Here is a 26,200-nt window from a genome sequence, read left to right as displayed (position 1 = left end):
TCTTTACCGTGCTTTTAAGACTGAATACTATTCAGTTACGTATGGTAATAGCGCCATGAAACGAGCACGTTTGATTGCACGAGTCAATTGACGTTGGTATTTCGCAGATGTTCCTGTCACACGACGAGGAAGAATCTTTCCGCGTTCAGATACGAAACGCTTAAGAAGATCTACATCTTTGTAGTCGATGTAAGTGATTTTGTTTACAGTGAAGAAACAAACCTTACGACGCTTTTGGCGTCCACCGCGACGTCCAGCCATGGTTATTTCCCTCCTTCTTTTTGGAATTTTATATTTAGCCGATCACATATGTGGGTCCTAGAATGGCAAATCGTCATCAGAGATGTCGATCGGAGTACCGTCGTTGGCAAATGGATCATCATTAAAGTTACTGCGCTTCTGGTTCTGCTGCTGTCCATAACCGCGGTCACCTGATGGCCCGCCAAAGTTGTTTCCGCTCTGGCTTTGGTACTGCTGTCCGCCGCCTGCGTTCGCATTCCTTGGCTCCAAGAACTGAACACTCTCTGCCATTACTTCAGTCACGTATACACGCTGACCTTGATTATTATCGTAAGAGCGTGTCTGGATGCGCCCGTCTACTCCGGCAAGCGACCCCTTTTTTAAGAAGTTCGCCACATTCTCAGCCGGTTTGCGCCAGATGACACAGTTAATGAAATCTGCTTCACGTTCACCCTGCTGATTGGTAAATGTACGATTTACTGCCAAAGTAAAGTTTGCAACCGCCACACCGCTTGGAGTATAGCGTAATTCCGGGTCCTTCGTTAAACGTCCAACAAGGATTACACGATTTAGCATTAGAACCTCTCCTCAAAGTTAAAAATTATCTCTCGTCTGCAATAGTCATGAAACGAAGAACATTTTCATTGATCTTCATAAGACGGTCGAATTCATTGATCGCTTCTACAGGAGCATTAACGTTCAATAGCGTGTAATATCCATCACGGAAGTCGTTGATTTCATATGCTAGACGCTTTTTACCCATTTCTTTCTCATTAGCGATTTCCGCACCATTATCAGTAAGGATAGTCTTCGCTCTTTCTTTAACAGCTGCAAGAGCATCCTCTTCAAGATTTGGACGGACGATGTACATGATTTCGTACTTTTTCATTCCGGTCACCTCCTTTTGGTCTAAACGGCCCAACAATAGGGCAAGGAGTAAACTATCAATAATTCATAAAAAATCGATAATTACTCACAATAAAGAATTATAGCAAAAACTATAGCTAAACACAAGGCCTATCGGACAAGGAATAAAAACAGGGAAAAAGCAGGTCTGCTTTTTCCCTGTTTGATCCTGTCTATTAAACGTTAAAGCGGAAGTGAACAACATCTCCGTCTTTCATTTCGTACTCTTTTCCTTCCAGCCTTACTTTTCCTTTTTCCTTTGCTGCTGTCATATTTCCCGCAGCCATCAGATCATCATAAGCGACGACTTCCGCACGGATAAATCCGCGTTCAAAGTCTGTATGGATGATCCCCGCACATTGCGGAGCTTTCATGCCCTTTCGGAACGTCCATGCACGAACTTCTTGAACACCCGCTGTAAAGTACGTAGCCAGTCCAAGTAGAGAGTAAGAAGCACGGATGAGCTGATCAAGACCTGCTTCCTGAATGCCGAGCTCTTCCAGGAACGCTTTTTTCTCATCGCCGTCAAGCTCTGCAATTTCTTCTTCAATCTTTGCACAGATTACAATAACTTCCGCATGTTCACGTGCCGCATATTCTCTTACCTTCACAACATGCTCATTTCCGCCCTCAAGCAAATCTTCTTCATTTACATTCGCCGCATAAAGAATCGGTTTCATGGTCAGAAGGTGCAAACCATAAACAATCTTTTTCTCTTCCGGAGTCAGTTCAACACTTCTTGCAGGCAATTCATTCAATAATGCCTCCTTAACCTTCACAAGAACGCTGAACTCAGCTACTGCATCTTTATCTTTCGACTTGGCCAGCTTCTCCACTCGGGCAATCCGCTTCTCAACCGTCTCCATGTCGGCAAAAATCAATTCCAGGTTGATCACTTCAATGTCATCGATCGGATCAACTTTTCCGGAAACGTGGGTGATGTTTTCATCCTCAAAACAGCGGACAACCTGAAGAATCGCGTCCACCTGGCGGATATGTGACAAGAACTTGTTTCCAAGCCCTTCTCCTTTACTGGCACCTTTCACAATCCCTGCGATATCCGTAAATTCAAAGGCTGTCGGCACTACTTTTTTCGGCTGAACCATTTCAGTCAGCTTGTGAAGGCGCTCATCCGGCACCTCAACAATTCCTACGTTCGGGTCAATCGTACAAAACGGATAGTTGGCCGATTCAGCCCCGGCTTGCGTGATGGCATTAAAAAGCGTCGATTTCCCTACGTTGGGAAGACCGACTATCCCAGTTGTTAAAGCCATATATTCCACTCCTCATTAATCTCATCATTTTGATTATAATTTTGTCGTTCCATACTTGTTTGCACATCCTTCATAATTATAGGGTTTCAGCAGCCAAAAGACAAGCCGAACCGGCTAAAGTAAAAAAGGTTCATGATGACGTAAATTCCATTTAAAAAACAGAACCCGAAAAGCCAGGCTCTGTTCTCCTCATTCTTTATGTTCCACGTGGAACGCTATGTCCGTCTCTTACTCTTGGTGTGAAACGAGCACTTTTTTCAGCTTTTTAACAAAATCTTTTCTGGGGATTAAAACACTGTGCTGGCATCCGGTACATTTGATTCGGATATCAGCACCCATACGGATGACCTTCCAGCGGTTCGTTCCGCATGGATGAGGTTTTTTCATTTCTACTTCATCGTTTAAAAAGAATTCTTTACCTTCCAAGTCTTCCACTCCCCCGATCATTAGCTTTTTTTCTATTCTATAAAGAAACTCGCCGGGAGACAACGGATTTTATCCATCAGCTCTCGGAAACGGTTTTATGGTAAGAAATCAGCTTCTGGTAAGGCAGTTCGATGCCTTCTTCATCCAATCTGATTTTTATGGCTTTCTTGAGCTCCCTGGCCACTTTAAAATGTGTCATCGGAAGCACTTCCGCTGTTACCCTGATCACGATCTCGGCAGCAGCGACAGCCTGGATGCCAAGAACTTCAGGCTCTGCGACCATCTCGGGATATTTCGGGGTCTCTTCTCTTACGACTTCTTCAATGATCGCCTGCGCCCTGTCGATATCCTCTTCATAAGCAATACTTACATCAACGACAGCAATACTGTTATGGATGGAAAAGTTGGTCACTTCGGTTATCGACGAGTTTGGGAGAATGTGCAGCTCTCCTGTCCATTGTTTTAATTTGGTGGTGCGCAGCCCAATTTCCTCCACCGTTCCTTCAAAATTATTGATCCTTACAAAATCGCCTACTGCGAACTGCTGTTCAAAAATGATAAAGAATCCTGTAATGACGTCTTTCACCAGGTTCTGCGCGCCAAAACCGATGGCCAGTCCAACCACCCCGGCACCAGCCAATAAAGCCTTCACATCAATACTGAATTCACTGAGGATCATAAGCAAAGCAATAAAATAAATAAGATAGGCAGCAACGTTGTCCAATAGCCGAATAAGCGTGTTTTCTCGACGCTCAGACATTCGAAGCGGGCTTTTCATCCGTATCTTAAAGATATTGGCTATAGCAGCCCGAACGATTTTAACGACAATCACCGAACCGAAAATAATGGCCGCAATCTTCAGCACTTTCATGCCTAGATTAATCCATAGATCCCCATTCCCTACCTGCTTATAGATTTCATCTGCCTGCTGGATCACACTGAGTACCTCCACTCGTTTCCAACCTCCATAAAATACTTAACTATGGATTAATGTACCCAATTTCGGTTGAACTTTCAACGAATAAAAACGAAATCTTTCTTGCTGGCTTTGGTTAAAAAGGAAGCGAAGGGGGTATAAAACCCTTAACCCCGAAATAAGTGAACAAGCGGCCATGAATCTTCAGCTTGTCCTTCCTGCATTTTTACTGAAAAAACAGCTGCCCGGCCTTGCTGTTTTCATAAAAAGCCTCCTGTATACCGCTTCACAATGTATAGTATTGCTATTTAGTCCGTATACTGGTAGTAACATTTTAAAGGAGTGGATTCTATGTTCCTTAAAAGGAAGCGCGTTCCCGACAAGCCTTTTCAATACAAAATGCACCACGAGGAAAAAGATGCATGCATGGTCATCACAGAAAACATTGGGAACCTTCTTCCTAACACGCAAACGACACCCGTTGTGGTGGTTTGCATTGGGACAGATCGATCCACCGGCGATGCTTTGGGCCCTCTTGTCGGAACAAAACTTCATGCGATCAAAGCCTTTCCTTTTCATGTATATGGAACCCTGGATGAACCCGTTCATGCTGTAAATCTCTCGGAAAAACTTAAAATGATTGAAAAAAAACATCCTAACGCATTTATCATCGGCATTGATGCCTGCCTCGGAAAGCTGAATCATGTTGGAATGATTTCCATTGGCGATGGACCGGTAAAGCCGGGGGCTGGCGTTAATAAAGAACTTCCTCCGGTAGGAGATATGCATATGACGGGAATTGTTAATGTCAGTGGATTTATGGAATATTTCGTGCTGCAGAACACCCGTCTGAGCGTTGTTATGAAAATGGCTGAACTCATTGCAGACTCCCTTTATTTCGCCTCCATGAGCCAGCGGGTGAAGAAGAATATTACACCTCTTCCGCTGCAATTAGACGATTTGTATAATATTCAATGAAAAAAGCTGTTCAGGAAATCCTGAACAGCTTTTTTAGATTAAACTCCCGGCAAAGCCGGACAGCCTGTCCCAATAATAGACGATACACACGATGATGATCGTAAAGAGAAGCGCGGGGAGGAGGTTGGCTACCCGTATTTTCGTTATCCCCAGAATATTTAACCCGATCGCAAGAATCATGATTCCGCCTGTACCTGTAATTTCGACGATCATCTGCTTCATAAGATCCGCTGGAACGACGCGGTCAATCTGGGTGGCAAACAAGGCGATCACTCCTTGATACAATAGAACGGGAACAGCTGAAAAGATCACCCCTACTCCTAAAGCTGATGTGAAAAAGATCGCGCAGAACCCGTCAATTAAGGCTTTTGTATAAAGCACAGCATGATCATGCCTTAAGCCGCTGTCCAGCGCACCAACTATAGACATCGCTCCAATGACAAAGACGAGGGTTGCCGTAACAAAAGCATTGGCGATCCCGCCTTTTTCCTTTCCTCCCAGCTTTTTTTCAAGGAAGAAGCCGAGCTGGGAAAGCTTGCCTTCCAGATCCAGCCTTTCACCAAGAACTCCTCCAATGGCCAGACTGGCAATGACGATTAAAAACTGTTTGCTTTTGAGTCCCATGCCGATTCCAAGAATCATAACTGCAAGTCCCATCGCCTGCATGATGGTTGTTTTTGTTTTCTCGGGTATATTCCGCCAGAACAAGCCAAGCAGACTTCCGATTACAATTGCAAGGCCGTTCACCAATGTTCCTAATAATGCCAATGTCTTTCCCGCCTTTTCATCTGATATACCTAAAAGATCTAAAAAAAAGTAAAACCACCGATTCGATGGTTTTACTGCTTTCCAATCAGATCCAGTATCCGTTCTAAATCTTCATCGGAGAAAAACTCAATTTCTATCTTGCCCTTCCGCTTTGTTCGTTTAATGGAAACGGAAGTTCCAAAATGATCCCGGAGGGTCGATTCTTTTTCAATCAGGAAGATGTTTTTTTCCTGGCCTTTTTTCGTTGTTTCACGTGAAACATTCTGATTGACCTGCTGGATCAGTTTCTCAAGCTGTCGGACGTTCAACTTGTCATTCACACATTTTTCAACGACAGCCTGCATCTTTGCTTTCTTTTTCAATCCAAGCAATGCTCTTCCATGGCCCATGGATAAAGCGCCTTTAGACAGCATTTCCTGAACGGGCTCCGGAAGCTGCAGCAAACGGACAAAGTTGGCAATATGAGGCCTGCTTTTTCCTACCCTGCCAGCCAGTTCTTCCTGTGTAAGCTTAAGGTGCTCCATCAGTTTTTGATAAGCCTGCGCTTCTTCGATCGGATTCAGATCTTGGCGCTGCAGATTCTCGATGAGGGCGATCTCCATCATCTTTTGTTCCGTAAAATCACGGATGATGACAGGCATTGTTTTCAGCCCTGCTTCTTTCGCTGCCCTGAAACGGCGTTCACCTACTACAATCTCATAGCCTTTTATGCTTTTTCTTGCGATTATAGGCTGAAGAACTCCGTGCTCCTTAATAGAGTCCCTCAATTCTGCAATGGCAGATTCATTAAACACTTTCCTCGGTTGATAGGGGTTGGGGCGTAAATCCTTTACGTTAATTTCAGTAACAGCATCCTCTTTATCAAGTTCTGTACCCGGAAAGAATGCATTAATTCCTTTACCTAACCCTTTCGCCACTGCCAATCACTTCCTTCGCTAATTCTAAATAAACCTCTGCACCTCTGGATTTAGGGTCGTAAATAATAATCGGTTTTCCATGGCTTGGCGCTTCAGAAAGACGAACGTTCCTTGGGATAATGGTGGTATAGACTTTATCCTGAAAGTATTTTTTCACTTCTTCAATAACCTGGATTCCTAAATTAGTTCTGGCATCAAGCATCGTCAAAAGCACACCGTCAATCGTAAGGTCCGTGTTCAAATGCTTCTGCACAAGCCGGACGGTGTTTAACAGCTGGCTCAGACCTTCCAGTGCATAGTATTCACATTGCACTGGGATGAGCACTGCATCCGCTGCTGTAAGTGAGTTAATCGTCAGCAATCCCAATGAGGGAGGACAGTCGATGATGATGAAATCATATTGGCTGCTGACCGAAGAAAGAGCTCTTTTCAGTCTTACTTCCCTTGATATCGTAGGCACCAGCTCAATTTCTGCACCGGCCAGCTGTATCGTAGAGGGTAATATATGTAATCCTTCACAAATCGTTTCTAAAATGATGTCCTTCACTTCTGCATCGTCAACAAGCACGTTATAAATACATTGATCAATATCGCCTTTGTCAACTCCCACACCGCTCGTAGCATTTCCCTGCGGGTCTATATCAACAAGTAAAACCTTTTTGCCGAAATAAGCCAGACATGCTCCGAGGTTCACGGATGTAGTTGTTTTTCCAACACCACCCTTTTGATTGGCAATTGCAATGGTTTTAGCCACGATGACACCTACCTCAATTCTTTACGAGAGTTCATTTCCTTTATCATATCATGAAATTCTTCTTTTTCTTACGGAAATCTATGAAAAATGACAGAAAAGATTTTTCATAGAGAACATAATAAAAAGCCCTTTTCACATGATGGAAAAGGGCTTTTTATGCTATTTTTTCGGAATCCGAATCGTGAACTGATAAAATTCCTCATGATCCTCTTCTTCTGTGTTGATCGTGAGTCCGCTCTTTAGAACCATATCTACCGATTGACGGACGGTATTAATGGCAAGCCGAGTATCCTTACTGAATGATTTCCTCTTTGCAGCAGGTTTCTTCTCGGCCATCTCTCCTTCAATCATCCGTTTAACACGTTCTTCTGTTTGTTTGACGTTCAGATGCTTTTCTATGATTTCCTGAAGAATTGCTTCCTGTTTATCTGGAGATTTTAGAATGATGAGAGCTCGTGCATGTCTCTCTGTGATCTGCTTCAGCAATAATGCATCCTGGATTGGCTGGGGAAGTTTAAGCAGACGGAGCTTGTTGGCGACCGTAGATTGCCCTTTTCCAAGTTTTTGAGCAAGGCTCTCCTGGGTAAGGCCATGGATCTCAAGAAGCTTCGCATAGGCCATAGCTTCCTCAATAGCGGTAAGCTCTTCTCTCTGTAGATTCTCGATCAGTGCGACCGAGGCTGTCTGCGAGTCATCAAATTCCTTTATAATAGCCGGAATGGTCTCCCAGCCCAGTTTTTGTACTGCTCTCCACCGCCGCTCTCCGGCGATGATTTCATAGGATCGTTCCCCCGATGGCCGGACAACAATCGGCTGGATGATTCCATGGGTCTCAATAGTTTGTGATAACTCTTCAATTCTTTCATCTATGAAAACGGTACGAGGCTGAAATTGATTCGGATGGATATCTTTTACCTGGAGTTGCAGTATTTCTTCATTTTCGTTTTTCTCTTCAGCTTCAGCTGTCTGATTTTTTTCACCGATGCCGAATAAGCGTGAAAAAGGATGTTTCATATGAATGACACCACCTTTTGTTATCTATCTTAGATTTTCGCTCTGTCCATCAGTATTCCTGCCAGATTTTGAAATTTCTTTGCCTCGCCGGCATATGTAGGCCAGATGTTTCACGTGAAACATTTGGCTCATGTTCAGGAAAGAGGATTCTTATTTGGCGTCCCAGGCTTCCTCGGATATTTTTTGGGAGTGTTCTTTTGTTTATCAACAAGCACGATGTATCGGTCACTGTTCTCTTCAGGGAGCTTAAAGGAATAAACATCCTTTACGCTTCCTCCGAGCATTTGAACAGCTTTTTTGCTGTCCTTCATTTCATCCGGCAGCTGTGAGCCTTTCATGGCTAAGAAATGGCCGCCCTTTTTAACAAGAGGAAGGCATAACTCACTGAGGACCGACATCCTGGCTACCGCACGGGCCATAACAAGATCATAGACCTCTCTTGTCTCAGGACGGTGTCCGAACGTCTCTGCACGGTCATGATAGAGTGAAACGTCCGTTAACTCCAATTTTGTTGAAAGATGCTCTAAGAATGTGATTCTCTTTTGCAATGAATCGCAGATAGAAAGCTTGATCTGAGGGAAACAGATTTTTAGCGGAATACCCGGGAAACCAGCTCCGGCACCGACATCACATACAGAGATTTCCTGATTAAAATCGAAATAGAAAGCGGCTGATAACGAATCATAAAAGTGCTTTAAGTATACTTCTTCCTTATCCGTAATGGCCGTTAAGTTCATTTTTTCATTCCATTCGACCAGGATACGAAAATAATCTTCAAACTGCTGGAGCTGGCGGGGGGAAAGGTTGATTCCCTTCTCTGCCAGCTTCTCTTGAAAGGTTGTAATATTCATTTCTTCCTCCAAAACTTAACGTGCAAGCTTAGCTAGTTTTCCTTGCTCCAGGTAAACAAGCAAGATCGAAATATCCGCAGGGTTTACTCCTGACACCCTTGATGCCTGTCCTACAGAGAGGGGACGGACTTCCAGCAGCTTTTGTTTGGCTTCGGTTGCCAATCCGTTGATTGCTCCGTAATCAAGGTCAGCCGGCAGCTTTTTATTCTCCATCTTTCTCATTCGGTCAACCTGTGCAAGCTGTTTATCGATATAGCCAGCATATTTTACCTGGATTTCTACCTGCTCCGCGATCACTTCATCTACAGGAGTTTCAGATGGATGGATTTGAGCAATGACATCATACGTAATCTCCGGTCTTTTAAGGAGAGTCGCTGCAGTCATCGGTTCTTTAAGAGGGGAACTTTTTGCCCCTTCAAGAATATCCTGAACTTCAGGAGACGGTTTGACTGTGACATGCTCCAAACGCTCAATTTCCTGTTTGATCTTTTCTTTCTTTTCTACAAAACGGTCATAACGCTCTTGAGGAATTAATCCAATCTCATATCCTTTTTCCGTCAATCTTAAATCTGCATTATCATGACGGAGAAGCAAACGGTATTCAGCACGTGAGGTAAGGAGACGGTAAGGCTCGTTCGTCCCTTTAGTGATCAGGTCATCAATGAGTACACCGATGTAAGCTTCGGATCGATCAAGAACAAGCGGTTCTTTGTTTTGCACTTTTAGAGCAGCATTGATCCCAGCCATAACACCTTGCCCGGCAGCTTCTTCATAGCCGCTCGTTCCGTTTAGCTGACCGGCAGTGAAAAGCCCTTCGACGTTCTTTGTTTCCAGTGTTGGCCACAGCTGAGTCGGTACGATGGCATCATATTCAATCGCATAGCCTGCACGCATTAATTCGGCTTTTTCCAATCCTGGAATGGTGGAAAGAATTTTGCGCTGAACATCCTCAGGCAAGCTTGTAGAAAGCCCCTGTACATACACTTCTTCCGTATTTCTTCCCTCAGGCTCTAAAAAGATCTGATGGCGTGGCTTGTCATTAAAGCGCACGATCTTATCTTCAATAGACGGACAATAGCGTGGTCCGGTACCTTCAATCATCCCTGAATACATCGGAGACCGATGAAGGTTGCCATTGATGAGCTCATGTGTCTCTGGACTTGTATAGGTCAGCCAGCACGGAAGCTGGTCTGTAATATACTTCGTTGTCTCATAAGAAAAAGCACGGGGTACTTCATCACCAGGTTGAATTTCCGTCACGGAATAATCGATGGTATTGCTGTTCACACGCGGAGGAGTCCCCGTTTTGAATCTCACCATTTGAAAACCGAGCTCTTGAAGATGGTAAGACAGATTAACCGATGGCTGCATGTTATTCGGTCCGCTCTCATAGGACAACTCACCGATAATAATCTTTCCTCTTAAGTAGGTTCCAGTAGTCAGAACAACAGCAGAAGCATGATATTCTGCTCCGGTTTTCGTAACGACTCCCTTGCAAACGCCGTCCTCGATCAAAAGGCGTTCCACCATACCTTGCCTTAAAGTAAGATTCTCCGTGTTTTCCATCGTTTTTTTCATTTCATTCTGATACATGAATTTGTCGGCCTGCGCGCGCAAAGCACGGACAGCCGGGCCTTTGCCTGTATTCAGCATCCTCATTTGAATGTGTGTTTTATCAATATTTCTGGCCATTTCTCCGCCAAGAGCATCGAGCTCACGGACGACGATCCCTTTGGCAGGTCCGCCGACTGAAGGATTGCATGGCATATAGGCAATGGTGTCTAAGTTAAGGGTTAAACAAAGAGTTTCTGCCCCCATCCTTGCTGAAGCAAGTGCGGCTTCCACTCCTGCGTGGCCTGCTCCGACAACAATGACATCGAATCGGCCTGCATCATATCCCATTTTTCTTCCTCCTTTATTTCCCTAAACAGAACTGGGAGAACAATTGGTCAATTAAACTTTCGGAGACCGTATCTCCGATGATCTCACCGAGGATCTCCCAAGCCCGTGTAATATCAATCTGAACCATATCGACCGGCAGGTTAAGTTCAATTCCGTTTAACGCTTCATTTATATGGTGTATGGTTTGCTGCAGCAGGGCGATGTGCCTTGAATTGGACACGTATGTTATATCCTGTGACTCTATGCCCCCTTGGAAGAACAATTGAGCGATGCCTTCTTCAAGCAAATCAATCCCTTCTTCGTGAAGAAGAGACGTGGTGATCACAGGGTGCCGTCCTGCCAATTCTTTCACGCGGTTCATATCTATTTCTTGTTCAAGGTCTGTTTTGTTGACGATCACAATCACATCTAGCCCTTTAACGGCTTCAAACAGATTCTCATCTTCCTGAGACAAAGGTTCGTTATTATTGACAACAAGTAAAATAAGATCTGATTCCTTAAGGACTTTGCGTGATTTTTCAACGCCGATTCGTTCGACGATATCTTCTGTTTCACGAATTCCTGCGGTATCAACGAGTCGAAGGGGAACTCCTCTTACATTCACGTATTCCTCTATGACATCACGGGTCGTTCCTGCAACATCAGTCACGATCGCTTTGTTTTCATGAACGAGCGCATTCATCAGTGACGATTTTCCAACATTGGGCCGCCCGATAATCGCGGTAGAAAGGCCTTCACGCAAAATTTTCCCTTGCTGCGCCGTAGTCAGTATCTTATCTACTTCCCGTTTGACATACGTCAATTTTTCGTTCAGAAGGGAATGAGTCATTTCCTCTGCATCATATTCGGGATAGTCAATGTTCACTTCCACATGTGCAATGGTCTCAAGCAGCGTCTGTCTGAGCTTGCCGACCAGCTTGGACAAGCGCCCTTCCATTTGATTAAGCGCCACGTTCATCGCCCGATCTGTTTTTGCACGGATTAAATCCATTACCGCTTCTGCCTGTGACAGGTCGATCCTGCCGTTTAAAAAAGCGCGCTTTGTAAATTCGCCGGGTTCAGCCAATCTCGCTCCATTGTTAAGCACGAGCTGAAGTACACGGTTTACGGAGACGATCCCCCCGTGGCAGTTAATTTCAACCACATCTTCCCTCGTAAACGTCCGGGGACCTTTCATGATTGACACCATCACTTCCTCGACAGCTTCTCCCGTCTTTGGTTCGATCAGCTTGCCGTAATGAATCGTATGTGACTCCACTTCCTTGAGACTCTTTTTCCCTATATAAATGGAATCGGCAATCTGAATTGCCTCACTGCCGCTCAATCGCACAATAGCGATCGCTCCTTCACCCATTGGTGTGGAAATCGCCGTGATTGTATCGTATTCCATCCTTCTCACCTCTCTTTGAAACCAAAACATATTGTATCTATAGTATTATTTCCTTTATTTGCGTTTCTAACATATCCACAGTGGATAACTCTTCTGAAATAACAGGCATAATTATCCACAATACCTTTTAGTTTAACCCAGCTGGGATATAAAAGGCAATGAAAAAAGCCGGGGGTCATTGTTAAATTTGCGTGGTGTTTTTCCTATTTAACCCGGGATCCAGCTACCAGAGCCTCGAGGCTGTTTCGCCTTCGAGCAGAAAACAAGTACGTTTTATGCTTAAAGCCTCCAACGCTTGTCGGCTCTAAACGGTCATTTCAGCTTTTCCAACTAAAAAACCCCGGGCAGCAGCCCGGAGCATTCATTTACTTCTTGGCGGGGCGGATGATGACCTTGCGGAATGGCTCTGCCCCTTCAGAAGTGGTTTCTATTTTTTTATTATTTCGAAGTGCCATATGTATGGCCTTTCTTTCGTTGGAAGGCATTGGTTCGAGTGCTACGCCTTTCCCTGTCGCCGCCACTTTCTGGGCCATATGGAGAGCCAGGCGTTCGAGAGATTCCCGGCGGCGTTCTCTGTAATTTTCGGCATCAATAATGATACGAAGATAGCGGCTCGAATGGTTGTTGGCTACTAGATTAGTCAAATATTGAAGAGAGTTGAGGGTCTGTCCCCTTTTTCCGATCAAAATGGCAATCTTTTCGCCCGATAATTCCAGGATGATTTCTTCCCGCGTTTCTTTCAGTGAAATGGTAACAGGCACACCCATTTTCTCGGTGACTTCCTGTAAAAAAGCAACAGCCAGCTTTACCGGATCTGGTTTAAGAGAAACTTCTACTAAAGCCGGTTTTCCGCCAAAACCTAAAAATCCTTTTTTAGATTCTTCAAGAACTTTTACCTCAACCTGTTCTTTAGAAGCCTGAAGCTCGGCCAATGCTGTTGAAACTGCTTCTTCTACTGTTTTTCCCGTTACCTTAATCTGTTTCACTTTTTAGCTCCCCTATCAATTTCTTTTTTCTTATTCTTGTTCGGGGCTGTAATAAAATAAGTCTGTACAATCATAAATAAGTTACCAATTACCCAATACAGAGATAACGCTGCAGGGAAATTGATCGCAAATACAACAATCATGACCGGCATGATATAAAGAAGCATTTTCATTTGCGGGTTCGGGTTATCTGTGCCGCCCATCATAATCTTTTGCTGAAGGAACGTTGTAATTCCCGCTACAACAGGCAAAATGTAATAAGGATCGTGCACTCCCAGATCGAACCATAGGAAGCTGTGATTCTTAATTTCCTGAGTACGCATGATCGCATGGTAGAAACCAAGCAGGATCGGCATCTGGATCAGCAATGGAAGACAGCCTGCCAGCGGATTCACTCCCTGGGATTGGAACAGCTGCATGGTTTCCTGCTGAAGTTTTTGCTGTGTGTTTGCATCCTTGGAGCTATACTTCTCGCGCAATTTTTGAAGCTCCGGCTGGATCGCTTGCATCGCTTTTGAACTTCTTGTCTGCTGAATCATTAACGGCAGTAAAGCCAATCGAATAAGAATCGTTACAACGACAATGGACAGTCCATAATTGTTACCCATCATCTCAGCGAAGGTTGTGATCACCCATGACAGCGGATAAACAAAGTACTCGTCCCAAAATCCCGTACTTTTTGAGGTAATTGGCGTATTTGTCGAGCTACAGCCAGCTAACAATACCATTAAACTGACCAGGGCAAACGTAATTCCTAATTTCTTTCGCACTCCTCATCCTCCTTAAAGCGTTGTTTCTTTATTTTCGGCGATTCTTTCTTTCAGGCACAGGGTCAATTCCGCCTGGATGGAAAGGATGGCATTTTAATATACGTTTAAAAGTCAGCCAGGTTCCTTTAATTGCACCAAATCGCTGAATTGCTTCAATTCCATAAGTCGAACATGTGGGGTAAAACCGGCAAGCAGGCGGCGTCATTGGGGAAATAAATCGCTGGTAAAAACGGATGATCAAAACGAAGAGCCGTTTCATTTACGCCTTCCCTTAGACTGTCTGATCGAACCGGCTCGCTGCAATACGTGCAGAAGGCTTTTTTCCATCTCAGAAAAATCCATGTCTGCTGTTGGATTTCTGGCAATAATGATGTAATCCCTTCCGGATAGGATCTCTCCTTCATGTTTCATGAAGATCTCCTTGACCACACGTTTTATCCTGTTCCGGGTCACCGCATTACCGACCCGCTTGCTGACAGATAATCCAAGCCGCAAATGGGACTGATCGCTTTTTTCCAGCGCATATATAACAAATTGGCGATTGGCAGACGATTTTCCTCTTTTAAATACTTCTTGAAATTCTTCGTTTTTCTTAATGCGCTTTTTCTTTTCCATCCGGCAACACTCCACCTGGATCTGATACGACTAATTTATTTTTTAAAAACGTTTAACTATAACAGTATGAGTTACTTATTCTAATCTAAACCGATTTCTGCTATTCCTATATCAGAAAAAAGACCACTGATGTCAGTGGCCTATGCAGATAATACTTTTCTTCCTTTTTGGCGGCGGCGAGCAAGAACTTTACGGCCGTTCTTAGTTGCCATACGCGCACGAAAACCATGTACTTTCTTACGTTTACGGTTATTTGGTTGGAACGTTGGTTTCATAATATATTACACCTCCCTGAGGATATCTCTAAAAAAGACAGTCTAAGTAAGTATAAGGATGCTTACCTTGATTTGTCAAGTCTTCATCAAATTTATTTAAAAAAACACCAGAACGGCAAAATGAAACACTTCCTCTGATCCGAACCGCAATTTTCGTTTTCTTCCCCCTTGTGGATACTTTTTTCGACACGATTTTCATTATCCACACCCTTTATCGACAAGTTTTACACAAAATCTAGTGCTGTGGACAACGTTGATACACAAGTTGTAGGGGTTGTGGATAAGTACGAAAAACACATTGCAATCATGGGCTTTATTTGTTATGATTGTTGTGTTTTAACTCGTTGATAACTTCATGTGACAATGTTTTTATCCACAGTGTGTGGATAAAGTTGTGGACAGTTTAAAATTGATGTTTATAAGGTGGTCCACATCCTCTGCATGACTTACCTTATACTGATTTTCTACTATATTAATAGATTGTGTGCTTTTGCTGTGAATAGTATATTTATTCGATTATATACATATCGCTGTACAAGCCTTAAACAGCATCGAGCGATTTGTAAAAAGTACACCTATAAGCCTCAAGATGAACCTTATCCTCGACGGCCATTTTATGATTCGAACATCCATTCCGATTTGATTCATGAAAATTGCTTTCGATTATCTTGAGGTTTTCTTTCGCGCTGTCTTTAAGATGCAAGCAGGAAGTAAGCAAGGAAGAAGGAGCTTCGTTTATATAAATTTACTTAGGAGGGACAGTTGGTGGAGAATATTAATGACCTATGGAACAAAGCACTAGCTGCCATGGAAAAGAAGGTCAGCAAGCCCAGCTTTGAGACATGGTTGAAATCCACAGCGGCACATGCACTGCAAAATGATACGCTTGTCATTACTGCGCCGAACGAGTTTGCCCGTGACTGGCTGGAATCCCGTTATTCCACCCTGATCTCGGAAACTCTTCAGGACGTAACCGGTGCTGCCCTGGATGTCAAATTCATTATTCCTCAAAATCAGATGGAAGAAGAAGTTGACTTTGAAAAAGTGTTAAAGAAAACACAAAAAGTAAACGTGGACCAGCACGAAGAAGTAGCACAAAGCATGCTGAACCCAAAGTATACATTTGACCGATTCGTTATCGGATCTGGGAACAGATTTGCTCATGCCGCTTCTCTTGCAGTAGCCGAAGCGCCTGCCAAAGCCTATAATCCACTATTCATCTATGGAGGCGTCGGTTTGGGAAAAACCCACTTGATGCATGCGATCGGACATTATGTGATCGACCATAAACCAAATGCCAAAGTGGCTTATTTATCATCCGAAAAGTTTACAAATGAATTCATTAACTCGATCCGTGACAATAAAACTGTCGAATTTAGAAATAAATTCAGGAGTGTTGACGTTCTATTGATTGATGATATTCAATTTTTGGCGGGAAAAGAACAGACGCAGGAAGAATTTTTCCATACGTTCAATGCTCTTCATGAGGAAAGCAAGCAAATTGTGATTTCCAGTGACCGTCCTCCAAAAGAGATTCCGACATTAGAGGATAGGCTTCGTTCCCGTTTCGAATGGGGGCTGATTACCGATATTACCCCGCCGGATCTTGAAACGAGGATTGCGATTCTGCGTAAAAAAGCGAAGGCTGAAGGATTGGACATTCCAAACGAGGTCATGCTTTATATCGCCAACCAGATTGACACCAACATTCGTGAGCTGGAAGGTGCTTTGATCCGCGTGGTCGCCTATTCTTCTCTCATAAATCAGGATATGAATGCCGACCTGGCGGCAGAAGCATTGAAGGACATCATTCCTTCCTCTAAACCGCGGATGATCACCATCCATCACATCCAAGAGATTGTAGGCAGGCATTACAATGTAAAACTCGAAGATTTCACAGCCAAAAAGCGGACGAAATCTGTTGCCTTTCCTCGTCAGATCGCCATGTATCTAGCCAGGGAGCTTACTGACAATTCGCTGCCCAAGATCGGCGAAGAATTTGGTGGAAGAGACCATACGACGGTCCTGCATGCCCATGAGAAAATTTCGAACTTAATGGTTTCTGACCAGCAGCTGCAAAAGAATATCAAGGAAATTCACGATCAGTTAAAATCGTAGTACAGCTTCTCGCGCTGTGAATCCTGTGAATAACCGGTACTTGCTTATACACAGTCTGTCCACATGTGGATAGGCTGTTATTCCTTTAACTTTTCGCAGTTATCCACAATTTCACAGGCCCTACTATTACTACGACGATTTTTTATTTAAAAAAATAAATAATATAACTCAATTCCAAAAAATTAAATGTTCAGGGGGATGATCATGAGATTTCAAATTAACCGAAGCCAGCTTATTGAAGGTGTTCAAGACGTAATGAAAGCCGTTTCTTCACGAACTACGATTCCAATTTTGACAGGGATTAAAATGGTCGTACATAGTGAAGGAATGACATTAACCGGCAGTGATTCCGATATTTCCATTGAACGACTGATTCCTATGGAAGAGAACGGTGAAGTGAATCTGGAAGTACAAACACCTGGAAGTATCGTGCTGCAAGCGAGATACTTCTCTGAAATCGTTAAAAAACTGCCGAACGATACGGTCGAGATTGAAGTGGGAGAACGTTTCGAAACAAAACTTCGTTCAGGAGCATCCGAGTTCAGCCTGGTCGGCCTGGATCCTGAAGAATATCCGCGCCTACCTCAGATCGAAGAACAAAATGTATTCAGTATTCAAGGAGATCTGCTTCGCCAAATTATCCGTCAAACTGTCTTTGCGGTGTCCACGTCAGAAACACGTCCTATATTAACCGGGGTGAACATCAAACTGGAGGATGGTGTTCTGACCTGCGTGGCAACAGACAGCCACCGCCTTGCACAACGCACAGCAAAAATCGAGAGCAACACGGAAGAGTTATCGTTCCGGAATGTAGTCATCCCAGGGAAAAGCCTCAATGAACTTTCTAAGATCGTCGAAGAATCCAGTGAGCTCGTTCAAATCGTTGTGACAGATAATCAAGTCCTATTTAAAACGAAGAATACACTGTTCTTCTCCCGTCTGCTTGACGGCAATTATCCGGATACAAGCAAGCTTCTTCCTAGTGAGAGCAAAACTACATTGGGATTATCCACAAAAGAGTTTCTTCAAGCGATCGACCGTGCTTCTCTTTTGGCGAGAGAAGGAAGAAACAATGTAGTCAAGCTCGCCACCCTGGATAACCAGACGGTCGAGATCTCTTCCAACTCGCCGGAAATCGGTAAGGTTTATGAGAACGTCATCACCGAATCTATGGAGGGAGAAGAGCTTAAAATTTCGTTCAACGCGAAATATATGATCGACGCCCTTAAAGCGATGGACTGTACAGAGATTAAAGTATTGTTTACCGGGGCGATGCGGCCGTTCCTGATCACACCGGTAGAAAACGAAACGGTTAAACAGCTCATCCTTCCTGTCAGAACGTATTAAGAACTAAAATAACGAATAAAAAAAGCTGCTGGTTTTGATCCGGCAGCTTTTATGCCTTTTCATAAAGAGGTTGAAATTGAAAATACTAGTGATAAAAGGGGTGTTAAGATGGAGACTGTAAAAATAACAACCGAATATATAACTTTGCAGCAGCTTTTAAAACACGTAGATGCCATCTCCAGCGGCGGAATGGTAAAATGGTATTTAGCAGAGAATGAAGTGCTGGTGAATGGAGAACCTGAAAACCGACGGGGAAGAAAGCTTTATGAAGGCGATGCGGTCACGGTTCCCGACTTAGGAGAATTCACTGTAGCGAGATAGATGGGGGTATCCCGTTGTATATTGAACAATTAAACGTTAGGAACTACCGAAATTATTCGTCCCAGGAGATTAACTTTGAAAATAAGGTAAACGTGTTTCTTGGTGAAAACGCACAGGGGAAAACGAATGTGATGGAGGCCATCTACGTGCTGGCAATGGCAAAATCCCACAGAACTCCCCGTGATAAAGAATTAATCTATTGGGACGAAGAATATGCTAAAATAGAAGGACGGGTTCAAAAAAGGACCGGACCATTCAGTTTAAGCCTGGTCATTTCGCAAAAAGGAAAAAAGGCAAAAGTCAATGGACTTGAACAGCGGAGGCTGACCGATTATATAGGGGCATTAAATGTCGTCATGTTTGCACCTGAGGATCTGAATCTTGTAAAAGGGAGTCCCCAGGTGCGACGTCGTTTTATTGATATGGAGATTGGGCAGGTCAACCCTGTTTACCTCCATTATCTGACCCAGTATCAAAAAGTCCTCGCTCAGCGCAACTCGCTGCTTCGGGATATGCAGCGAAGCCGTTCAAAGGAAAACGGAGTCATGCTGGACATTCTGACTGAACAAATGATTCAGTCGGCTGCAAGGGTAACGGAAAAACGCATGAGCTATATGAAACTGCTGCAAAGCTGGGCGGATCCGATCCATCACGGGATCAGCCGCGGGCTTGAAAAGCTGGAAGTTTTATATAAACCGACCATTGACGTATGTGAAGAGCAAGATTTGTCGAAAATGATAGAAGCTTATGAACAAAAGTTTGTTAAAATAAAAGATAGAGAAATAGAGCGAGGGACCTCTCTTTTCGGGCCGCACCGTGACGACCTGCTTTTCCATGTGAACGGAAAAGATGTACAGACGTTCGGTTCACAGGGCCAGCAGAGGACGACTGCGCTTTCGATTAAACTTGCAGAGATCGATCTTATTCATTCAGAAGTCGGCGAATATCCGCTGCTCCTGCTGGATGACGTTTTATCAGAGCTCGATGATTACCGGCAGTCTCATCTGCTGAACACGATTCAAGGCAAAGTACAGACGTTTGTAACAACTACGAGTGTGGAAGGTATTCATCATGAAACGCTGGAAAAGGCGGCAACGTACCATGTCGAACAAGGTGCGATTGAACGGATAAGGTGAGGTGAAACATGTTACTTCATATTGGCGAAGAAGCGGTGATCCAGCAAAGCGAGATTGTAGCGATTCTGGATTACCATGCACTTGAAAGCTCGGAATTAATGAACGCCTTTTTAAGGCATCACAAAGAAAAGAAAAGCATGGTCAATCTATGCGACACAAACCCAAAATCCGTCATCATCACAAAGGAACATGTTTATCTCTCCCCTTTATCCTCGGTTACACTGAAAAAACGGGCAGGAGAACGTATTGATTTTGCCCATAGCTGGTATTTAAAGTAACAGGCTTTATTTTTGAAATTGTTCCCGAAACCGAAATGTAGGTGAAGAAAAAATGACTACTGATCAAAAATTAGAACAGCATTATGATGAAAGCGATATTCAAGTATTAGAAGGCCTTGAGGCTGTCCGTAAACGTCCCGGAATGTACATCGGTTCCACGAACGTAAAAGGGCTGCACCACCTGGTGTGGGAAATCGTCGATAACGCGATCGATGAAGCATTGGCTGGCTACTGTGATGAGATTACAGTCACAGTGGAAAAAGATAACAGCATTACCGTCACCGATAATGGACGCGGTATTCCAGTCGGAATCCAAGAAAAAATGGGTCGTCCTGCTGTAGAGGTCATCATGACGGTGCTCCATGCCGGCGGTAAATTCGGCGGCGGCGGATATAAAGTATCCGGCGGGCTTCACGGGGTTGGTGCGTCCGTTGTTAACGCCCTTTCCAGTGAGATGGATGTTACCGTCCACCGAGACGGAAAAATTCATTATCAGCAGTATCACCGCGGTGTGCCGGCAGCCGACCTGGCTGTCATTGGAGAAACCGACAAACGCGGAACGATCATTCATTTCGTTCCGGACAAAGAAATATTTACGGAAACGACAGTTTATGATTTCGCGACCCTTTCTCAAAGAATCCGGGAGCTTGCCTACCTAAACCGCGGGATTAAAATCATCGCAAGGGATAAACGCGAGGAAGAACCGGTCGAACAGGAATACCATTATGAAGGCGGGATTAAATCCTATGTTGAACATATTAATCGTTCACGCGAACCCCTTCATGAGCCGATCTTCATCGAGGGAGAGAAAGAAGGCATCTCACTAGAAATCGCACTGCAGTATAACGACAGCTATACGAGCAACATCTATTCTTTTGCCAACAACATTAATACGCATGAAGGCGGAACGCACGAATCCGGTTTTAAAACCGCATTAACCCGCGTAATCAACGATTATGGGCGCCGAAACAACATGTTTAAAGACAGTGACACGAACTTGTCCGGTGATGATGTCCGTGAAGGCTTGACCGCCATCATCTCCATCAAGCATCCAGATCCCCAGTTCGAAGGGCAGACGAAAACGAAGCTTGGAAACTCCGAGGCGAGGACGATTACTGAATCTCTATTCTCTGAGCAGTTCTCCACCTTTATGCTGGAGAATCCGAACGTCGCCAAGCGTGTAGTGGAAAAAGGGATGATGGCGCTTCGCGCACGTGTCGCTGCCAAAAAAGCCCGCGAATTGACACGAAGGAAAAGCGCACTTGATGTTTCCTCTCTTCCTGGTAAATTGGCCGACTGTTCTTCAAAAGACGCCAGCGTATCCGAGCTTTACATCGTTGAGGGTGACTCAGCAGGCGGATCAGCCAAACAGGGACGTGACCGCCATTTCCAGGCGATTCTGCCATTGCGCGGTAAGATCATCAACGTTGAAAAAGCTCGCCTTGATAAAATCCTGTCGAACAACGAGATCAGAGCCATCATTACGGCACTGGGCACAGGAATTGGCGAAGATTTTGATATTTCAAAAGCAAGATACCATAAAATTATCATCATGACGGATGCCGATGTCGACGGCGCTCATATCCGCACCTTGCTATTAACGTTCTTCTACCGTTACATGAGGCCGATCATTGAGAATGGCTATATTTATATCGCTCAGCCTCCGCTCTATAAGATCCAGCAGGGCAAACGGATTGAGTACGCTTATAACGATAAAGAAATGGAAAGAATAATGAGTGAGATCCCGCAGACCCCGAAACCGGGCGTTCAGCGCTATAAAGGTCTCGGAGAAATGAACCCTGCCCAGCTTTGGGAGACGACCATGGATCCGGATACCCGCACGCTGCTGCAGGTAGAACTGAAAGATGCGATGGAAGCGGATGAAACCTTCGAAATTTTAATGGGGGATAAGGTAGAACCGCGCCGCGATTTCATTCAGGAAAACGCCCATTACGTCAAAAACTTGGATATTTAACAACAGTGGAAACAGGGCGCACCCCTGTTTCTCTTACCGTTTTTATAGATGTTATTTTTAAAGAAATGAGTGCCCCTTAAAAGAATTTCTTATGGATCATGCAGTAAATGGAGGTTAGAACTAATGTCTGAAGCAGATCAATCCCGGGTGAAGGAAATAAATATCAGCTCGGAAATGCGTACATCATTTATGGATTATGCCATGAGCGTTATTGTGAGCCGTGCTCTTCCCGATGTCCGTGACGGGCTGAAGCCTGTTCATAGACGGATTCTTTATGCGATGAACGATCTGGGCATGACCGCTGATAAAGCGTACAAAAAGTCAGCACGTATCGTAGGAGAGGTTATCGGTAAGTATCATCCGCACGGTGACTCTGCCGTTTATGAAACAATGGTTCGAATGGCGCAGGATTTCAACTATCGGCACATGCTGATCGACGGCCACGGAAACTTTGGATCCGTGGATGGGGATGCCGCTGCGGCTATGCGTTATACCGAAGCCAGAATGTCAAAAATCGCGATGGAACTCGTTCGTGATATCAACAAAGATACAATCGATTATAAGGATAACTACGACGGCTCCGAGCGTGAACCCGTCGTTATGCCTTCCCGTTTCCCGAACCTGCTGGTAAACGGTACTTCCGGGATTGCTGTAGGGATGGCAACCAATATCCCTCCTCATCATCTCGGTGAAGTCATCGATGGTATTCTTGAACTCAGCCGCAATCCTGACATCACTATTCCTGAGCTTATGGAATTCATTCCAGGTCCGGATTTCCCGACTGCTGGTGAAATTTTAGGGCGTGAAGGGATTCGAAAAGCTTATCAGACAGGCAGAGGCTCCATTATTATCCGTGCTAAAGCAGAAATTGAAGAACAACCAAACGGAAAAAGCACCATCATTGTTAATGAGATCCCATATCAGGTCAATAAAGCCCGCCTGATTGAAAAGATCGCGGAATTAGTCAGAGATAAAAAGATCGACGGCATCACCGATCTGCGCGACGAGTCAGACCGCAACGGAATGCGTATTGTAATCGAAGTGCGCCGTGATGCGAATGCCAATGTTCTTTTAAATAACTTATATAAACAGACCGCACTGCAAACCAGCTTTGGTATAAATATGCTGGCATTGGTGGACGGCCAGCCGAAAGTGTTGAACCTTAAAGAATGTCTGCATTATTACTTGAAACATCAGCAGGTCATCATCCGCAGAAGAACCGAGTTCGATCTTCGCAAGGCAGAAGCCCGTGCTCACATCCTCGAAGGATTAAGAATTGCGCTGGATCATCTTGATGAAGTCATCGCCCTTATCCGTTCTTCAAGAACAACAGAAATTGCGAGAGACGGCTTGATGGAGAAATTCTCTCTAAGCTACGAGCAGGCTCAAGCGATCCTGGAAATGAGACTGCAGCGTTTGACCGGCCTGGAGCGGGACAAGATTGAAAATGAGTATAAAGAACTCGTCGCTCTTATCGCCGAGCTGAAAGCCATCTTGGCAGATGAGGAAAAGATTCTCGAAATCATTCGTGAAGAGCTCATCGAGATTAAAGATCGCTTCAGCGATGAACGCCGTACGAACATTACGGTCGGCTTTGACATGATCGAGGATGAAGACCTCATTCCAAGAACAAACGTCGTCATTACATTGACGAACAAAGGATACATCAAGCGGCTTCCTATCTCTACCTATCGTTCACAGCGGCGCGGTGGCCGCGGGATACAAGGGATGGGAACAGGTGAAGATGATTTCGTGGAACATCTCTTTACGACAAACTCTCATAACACGATCCTCTTCTTTACGAATAAAGGGAAGGTATACCGTCTGAAAGGTTATGAGATTCCTGAGATGAGCAGAACGGCGAAAGGAATTCCAATCGTCAATATGCTTCAAGTTGAACGTGAAGAGACGATTTCTGCTGTCATTCCTGTGGAAGAATTCGAGGATACATGGTACCTCAACTTTATGACAAGACATGGGATCACTAAGCGTTCTCCGCTTTCTCAGTTTGCGAATATCCGAAAAGGCGGACTGTTTGCCATCACCTTGCGTGAAGATGATGAGCTGATGGGCGTTAAACTGACAGACGGCAGCAAGGATATTATCGTCGGAACGAGCCAGGGAATGGCGATTCGCTATAAAGAGGACGATGTACGGTCCATGGGCCGTACAGCTGCAGGGGTAAAAGCGGTAACTCTCGGCGAAGATGATTATGTCGTCGGTATGGAAGTGCTTGATGAAACACAGGATGTACTGATTGTTACGAAAAAAGGGTACGGCAAACGTACTCCAATGGAAGAATACCGACTGCAGTCACGCGGCGGTAAAGGAATCAAGACATGTAACATCACCGACCGGAACGGTGCGATCATCGCTCTTAAAACGGTAACGGATGAGGAAGATCTCATGATTATTACCGCGGACGGTATCTTGATCCGTATGAACGTGTCCGGAATATCATCCATGGGAAGAAATACTCAAGGTGTGAAATTAATCTCTATGCATGAAGGCAACCATGTAGCCACGGTAGCCGTTGTAGAAAAAGAGATCGAAGAAGATCTGGAAGAAGGTTCAGAAGATGAAACAGATGCCCCGGAAGCCACTGAGGCACCTGAAGAATCTTCAAATGAAAACGACACAGAAGAATAGGTTTGATAAAAAGAGGAAAATAATCATATATTTTCCTCTTTTTTATATGTAAAATGAAAGGGATTTCAGTTTAAATGAAGTGGGGAACCATGATGATCATTCATTCTTCGGCGGCTCGAGCCGGCCAAGTCCTGGCTGCCGATCTATTCGGCCGCACCAATCATCCTATGATTAGAAAGAACACCGTCCTGACTGCTGAGCACCTGGACATTTTATCTTTATTCATAATCAAAGAGATCGAAATTCTCTCTGACACATCCGATAAAAAACAGGCAGCCGATCCAAATTCTCAAAAAAGCCAGTTAACACCAGATAACCCATCAAAGATGCACAGCCATTTTCTAACGCTGTATAAGGAAGCTGTAAAGCAGTATAAAGTACTGTTTACCAACTGGGAAGCCGGCGCTCCAATCGATGCGCTTTCTTTAAGGAAAGCTATCGTCCACGTTGTGGAAAAAGGGATGGATCACCCGGGAGAAATATCAAACATGCAGCAAATAACAAACAGAGACGATTACCTGGCGTATCATGCTGTGTCTTTGGCTGTATTCAGTGCTTTCATCGCCAGAAGACTTGGATATCCAAGGGGAGAATGCCTCCAGATCGGTATGGCCGGTGCGCTGTGCGACTGCGGCATGTCCAGAATATCTCCGGCGATCTTAAAGAAAAAAGGTCCATTAAATCCTCAAGAGCTTAAAGAAATGAAGCAGCATTCCATTCATGGTTATAACTTGCTTAAAAAATTGCCTGCGATAAAAGAAGGTGTTCTTCTCGGGGTCCTGCAGCATCATGAACGTGAGGACGGTAGCGGCTATCCGCTCAAGGTCCCAGGTAGCAAGCTTCATCCCTACAGCCGCATCCTTGCCGTGGCGGATGTCTATATTGCCATGACCTCGGAAAGATCTTATCGGACAAAACTAAGCCCATTCAAAGTTATCGAATTAATGATGAAAGACCAATTCGGCCAGTTTGATCCTGGTATTATTCGGGTGATTACTGATGGACTCACTATATTTTCAGCCGGCAGCAAAGTAAGACTGTCGAACGGCCAGATTGGATTAATCGTTTTTAAGGAGGATTCATATCCTACAAGACCAATCGTTCAGCTTCATCAATCGGAGGATATTATCTCCTTAATGGAACGTAAGGATCTTTATATTGAAGAAACGCTTTATTATTAAAGGAATACAAGGGCATTCTGCGAGGGCAGAAGGTCTTTTTTTATGTTTACACTTTTTTATCAAAAAAATACTTGCAAAACACATATTATAATGGTATATTTATTTAGCTTCTTGTTTCGCCTGTTTTATCGGCAAACTCCTAAAAAAACTTTTTCAGGAAAATGGTTGACTTAATAGATACTAGTATGGTATTCTAATAAAGTCGCCAAAACG

27 protein-coding genes are annotated in these 26,200 nt (G+C 44.3%); 9 read left to right on the top strand and 18 right to left on the bottom strand.

Features of this window, described 5'->3' with window-relative positions:
• Positions 1-27: 27 nt before the first annotated feature.
• From rpsR to ABHN01_RS07145, 6 genes are all read right to left on the bottom strand, one after another.
• Positions 28-261: a 30S ribosomal protein S18 gene (rpsR, locus tag ABHN01_RS07170; RefSeq protein WP_053356327.1), complete on the bottom strand. Its 234-nt coding sequence runs from the start codon at positions 259-261 to the stop codon at positions 28-30.
• 57 nt (positions 262-318) lie between these two features.
• Complete coding sequence (gene ssb, locus ABHN01_RS07165) at positions 319-816, bottom strand: single-stranded DNA-binding protein (RefSeq protein WP_290397618.1); 498 nt, start codon at positions 814-816, stop codon at positions 319-321.
• 25 nt (positions 817-841) lie between these two features.
• Entirely contained in the window at positions 842-1,129 is a 288-nt protein-coding gene (gene rpsF / locus ABHN01_RS07160) for a 30S ribosomal protein S6 (RefSeq protein ID WP_290397617.1), read from the bottom strand.
• 193 nt (positions 1,130-1,322) lie between these two features.
• Entirely contained in the window at positions 1,323-2,420 is a 1,098-nt protein-coding gene (ychF, locus tag ABHN01_RS07155; protein WP_429874963.1) for a redox-regulated ATPase YchF, read from the bottom strand.
• A gap of 228 nt (positions 2,421-2,648) precedes the next feature.
• Positions 2,649-2,846 carry a DUF951 domain-containing protein gene (locus ABHN01_RS07150; protein WP_290397615.1) on the bottom strand — a complete coding sequence of 66 codons (198 nt, stop codon included), beginning with the start codon at positions 2,844-2,846 and terminating at the stop codon, positions 2,649-2,651.
• A 76-nt stretch (positions 2,847-2,922) separates the two neighbouring features.
• Positions 2,923-3,717 (bottom strand): mechanosensitive ion channel family protein, encoded by a 795-nt coding sequence (locus ABHN01_RS07145; protein WP_290399002.1) that lies wholly within the window; start codon positions 3,715-3,717, stop codon positions 2,923-2,925.
• Positions 3,718-4,113: 396 nt separating this feature from the next.
• Between ABHN01_RS07145 and yyaC the strand changes: the two genes are divergently transcribed.
• Positions 4,114-4,740, top strand: a complete 627-nt coding sequence (gene yyaC / locus ABHN01_RS07140; protein WP_429874962.1) for a spore protease YyaC — start codon at positions 4,114-4,116, stop codon at positions 4,738-4,740.
• 33 nt (positions 4,741-4,773) lie between these two features.
• On the opposite strand, the gene ABHN01_RS07135 is transcribed toward yyaC, so the two are convergent.
• The 12 genes from ABHN01_RS07135 to rpmH form a co-directional block, all read right to left on the bottom strand.
• Positions 4,774-5,508 (bottom strand): DUF554 domain-containing protein, encoded by a 735-nt coding sequence (locus tag ABHN01_RS07135; RefSeq protein ID WP_290397613.1) that lies wholly within the window; start codon positions 5,506-5,508, stop codon positions 4,774-4,776.
• A gap of 71 nt (positions 5,509-5,579) precedes the next feature.
• Entirely contained in the window at positions 5,580-6,425 is an 846-nt protein-coding gene (locus ABHN01_RS07130) for a ParB/RepB/Spo0J family partition protein (RefSeq protein ID WP_429874961.1), read from the bottom strand.
• Positions 6,406-7,179: a ParA family protein gene (locus tag ABHN01_RS07125; protein ID WP_290397611.1), complete on the bottom strand. Its 774-nt coding sequence runs from the start codon at positions 7,177-7,179 to the stop codon at positions 6,406-6,408. Before ABHN01_RS07125 ends, ABHN01_RS07130 begins: the two co-directional genes overlap by 20 nt.
• A 159-nt stretch (positions 7,180-7,338) precedes the next feature.
• Complete coding sequence (noc, locus tag ABHN01_RS07120) at positions 7,339-8,193, bottom strand: nucleoid occlusion protein (protein ID WP_290397610.1); 855 nt, start codon at positions 8,191-8,193, stop codon at positions 7,339-7,341.
• Positions 8,194-8,327: 134 nt separating this feature from the next.
• Positions 8,328-9,044, bottom strand: a complete 717-nt coding sequence (gene rsmG / locus ABHN01_RS07115; RefSeq protein ID WP_429874960.1) for a 16S rRNA (guanine(527)-N(7))-methyltransferase RsmG — start codon at positions 9,042-9,044, stop codon at positions 8,328-8,330.
• A 15-nt stretch (positions 9,045-9,059) separates the two neighbouring features.
• Positions 9,060-10,946 (bottom strand): tRNA uridine-5-carboxymethylaminomethyl(34) synthesis enzyme MnmG, encoded by a 1,887-nt coding sequence (gene mnmG / locus ABHN01_RS07110; protein WP_429874959.1) that lies wholly within the window; start codon positions 10,944-10,946, stop codon positions 9,060-9,062.
• A gap of 13 nt (positions 10,947-10,959) precedes the next feature.
• The gene (mnmE, locus tag ABHN01_RS07105) at positions 10,960-12,336 is read right to left on the bottom strand and encodes a tRNA uridine-5-carboxymethylaminomethyl(34) synthesis GTPase MnmE (RefSeq protein WP_429874958.1); all 1,377 of its coding nucleotides are present in this window, start codon (positions 12,334-12,336) and stop codon (positions 10,960-10,962) included.
• Positions 12,337-12,701: 365 nt separating this feature from the next.
• Complete coding sequence (gene jag / locus ABHN01_RS07100; protein WP_429874957.1) at positions 12,702-13,322, bottom strand: RNA-binding cell elongation regulator Jag/EloR; 621 nt, start codon at positions 13,320-13,322, stop codon at positions 12,702-12,704.
• The gene (gene spoIIIJ, locus ABHN01_RS07095) at positions 13,319-14,092 is read right to left on the bottom strand and encodes a YidC family membrane integrase SpoIIIJ (RefSeq protein ID WP_429874956.1); all 774 of its coding nucleotides are present in this window, start codon (positions 14,090-14,092) and stop codon (positions 13,319-13,321) included. The genes jag and spoIIIJ overlap by 4 nt, the downstream gene beginning before the upstream one ends.
• A gap of 28 nt (positions 14,093-14,120) precedes the next feature.
• Positions 14,121-14,351: a membrane protein insertion efficiency factor YidD gene (gene yidD, locus ABHN01_RS07090; protein ID WP_290397604.1), complete on the bottom strand. Its 231-nt coding sequence runs from the start codon at positions 14,349-14,351 to the stop codon at positions 14,121-14,123.
• Positions 14,348-14,707, bottom strand: a complete 360-nt coding sequence (gene rnpA, locus ABHN01_RS07085; RefSeq protein ID WP_290397603.1) for a ribonuclease P protein component — start codon at positions 14,705-14,707, stop codon at positions 14,348-14,350. Before rnpA ends, yidD begins: the two co-directional genes overlap by 4 nt.
• A gap of 140 nt (positions 14,708-14,847) precedes the next feature.
• Positions 14,848-14,982 (bottom strand): 50S ribosomal protein L34, encoded by a 135-nt coding sequence (gene rpmH / locus ABHN01_RS07080; RefSeq protein ID WP_007201576.1) that lies wholly within the window; start codon positions 14,980-14,982, stop codon positions 14,848-14,850.
• Between the two features lie 765 nt (positions 14,983-15,747).
• Between rpmH and dnaA the strand changes: the two genes are divergently transcribed.
• The 8 genes from dnaA (at position 15,748) to ABHN01_RS07040 (ending at position 25,987) form a co-directional block, all read left to right on the top strand.
• Complete coding sequence (dnaA, locus tag ABHN01_RS07075) at positions 15,748-17,100, top strand: chromosomal replication initiator protein DnaA (RefSeq protein ID WP_290397602.1); 1,353 nt, start codon at positions 15,748-15,750, stop codon at positions 17,098-17,100.
• Positions 17,101-17,304: 204 nt separating this feature from the next.
• On the top strand, positions 17,305-18,447 hold the full coding sequence (dnaN, locus tag ABHN01_RS07070) for a DNA polymerase III subunit beta (protein WP_429874955.1): 1,143 nt from the start codon (positions 17,305-17,307) through the stop codon (positions 18,445-18,447).
• 108 nt (positions 18,448-18,555) lie between these two features.
• Entirely contained in the window at positions 18,556-18,768 is a 213-nt protein-coding gene (gene yaaA, locus ABHN01_RS07065; RefSeq protein ID WP_290397600.1) for a S4 domain-containing protein YaaA, read from the top strand.
• Positions 18,769-18,782: 14 nt separating this feature from the next.
• Positions 18,783-19,904, top strand: coding sequence for a DNA replication/repair protein RecF (gene recF / locus ABHN01_RS07060; RefSeq protein WP_290397599.1), 1,122 nt, complete (start codon positions 18,783-18,785; stop codon positions 19,902-19,904).
• 8 nt (positions 19,905-19,912) lie between these two features.
• On the top strand, positions 19,913-20,182 hold the full coding sequence (gene remB / locus ABHN01_RS07055) for an extracellular matrix regulator RemB (protein ID WP_290397598.1): 270 nt from the start codon (positions 19,913-19,915) through the stop codon (positions 20,180-20,182).
• A 52-nt stretch (positions 20,183-20,234) separates the two neighbouring features.
• Positions 20,235-22,157 (top strand): DNA topoisomerase (ATP-hydrolyzing) subunit B, encoded by a 1,923-nt coding sequence (gene gyrB, locus ABHN01_RS07050; protein WP_429874954.1) that lies wholly within the window; start codon positions 20,235-20,237, stop codon positions 22,155-22,157.
• Positions 22,158-22,280: 123 nt separating this feature from the next.
• Positions 22,281-24,806, top strand: a complete 2,526-nt coding sequence (gene gyrA / locus ABHN01_RS07045; protein ID WP_290397596.1) for a DNA gyrase subunit A — start codon at positions 22,281-22,283, stop codon at positions 24,804-24,806.
• Between the two features lie 74 nt (positions 24,807-24,880).
• The gene (locus ABHN01_RS07040; RefSeq protein ID WP_429874953.1) at positions 24,881-25,987 is read left to right on the top strand and encodes an HD-GYP domain-containing protein; all 1,107 of its coding nucleotides are present in this window, start codon (positions 24,881-24,883) and stop codon (positions 25,985-25,987) included.
• Positions 25,988-26,200 lie beyond the last annotated feature (213 nt).

This window comes from Fictibacillus sp. NRS-1165 (genome assembly GCF_050468105.1).
Lineage (GTDB): Bacteria > Bacillota > Bacilli > Bacillales > Fictibacillaceae > Fictibacillus_C > Fictibacillus_C terrinigri.
The sequence above is the reverse complement of the archived record's forward strand: the minus strand, read 5'-3'. Positions and strand labels throughout refer to the sequence as shown.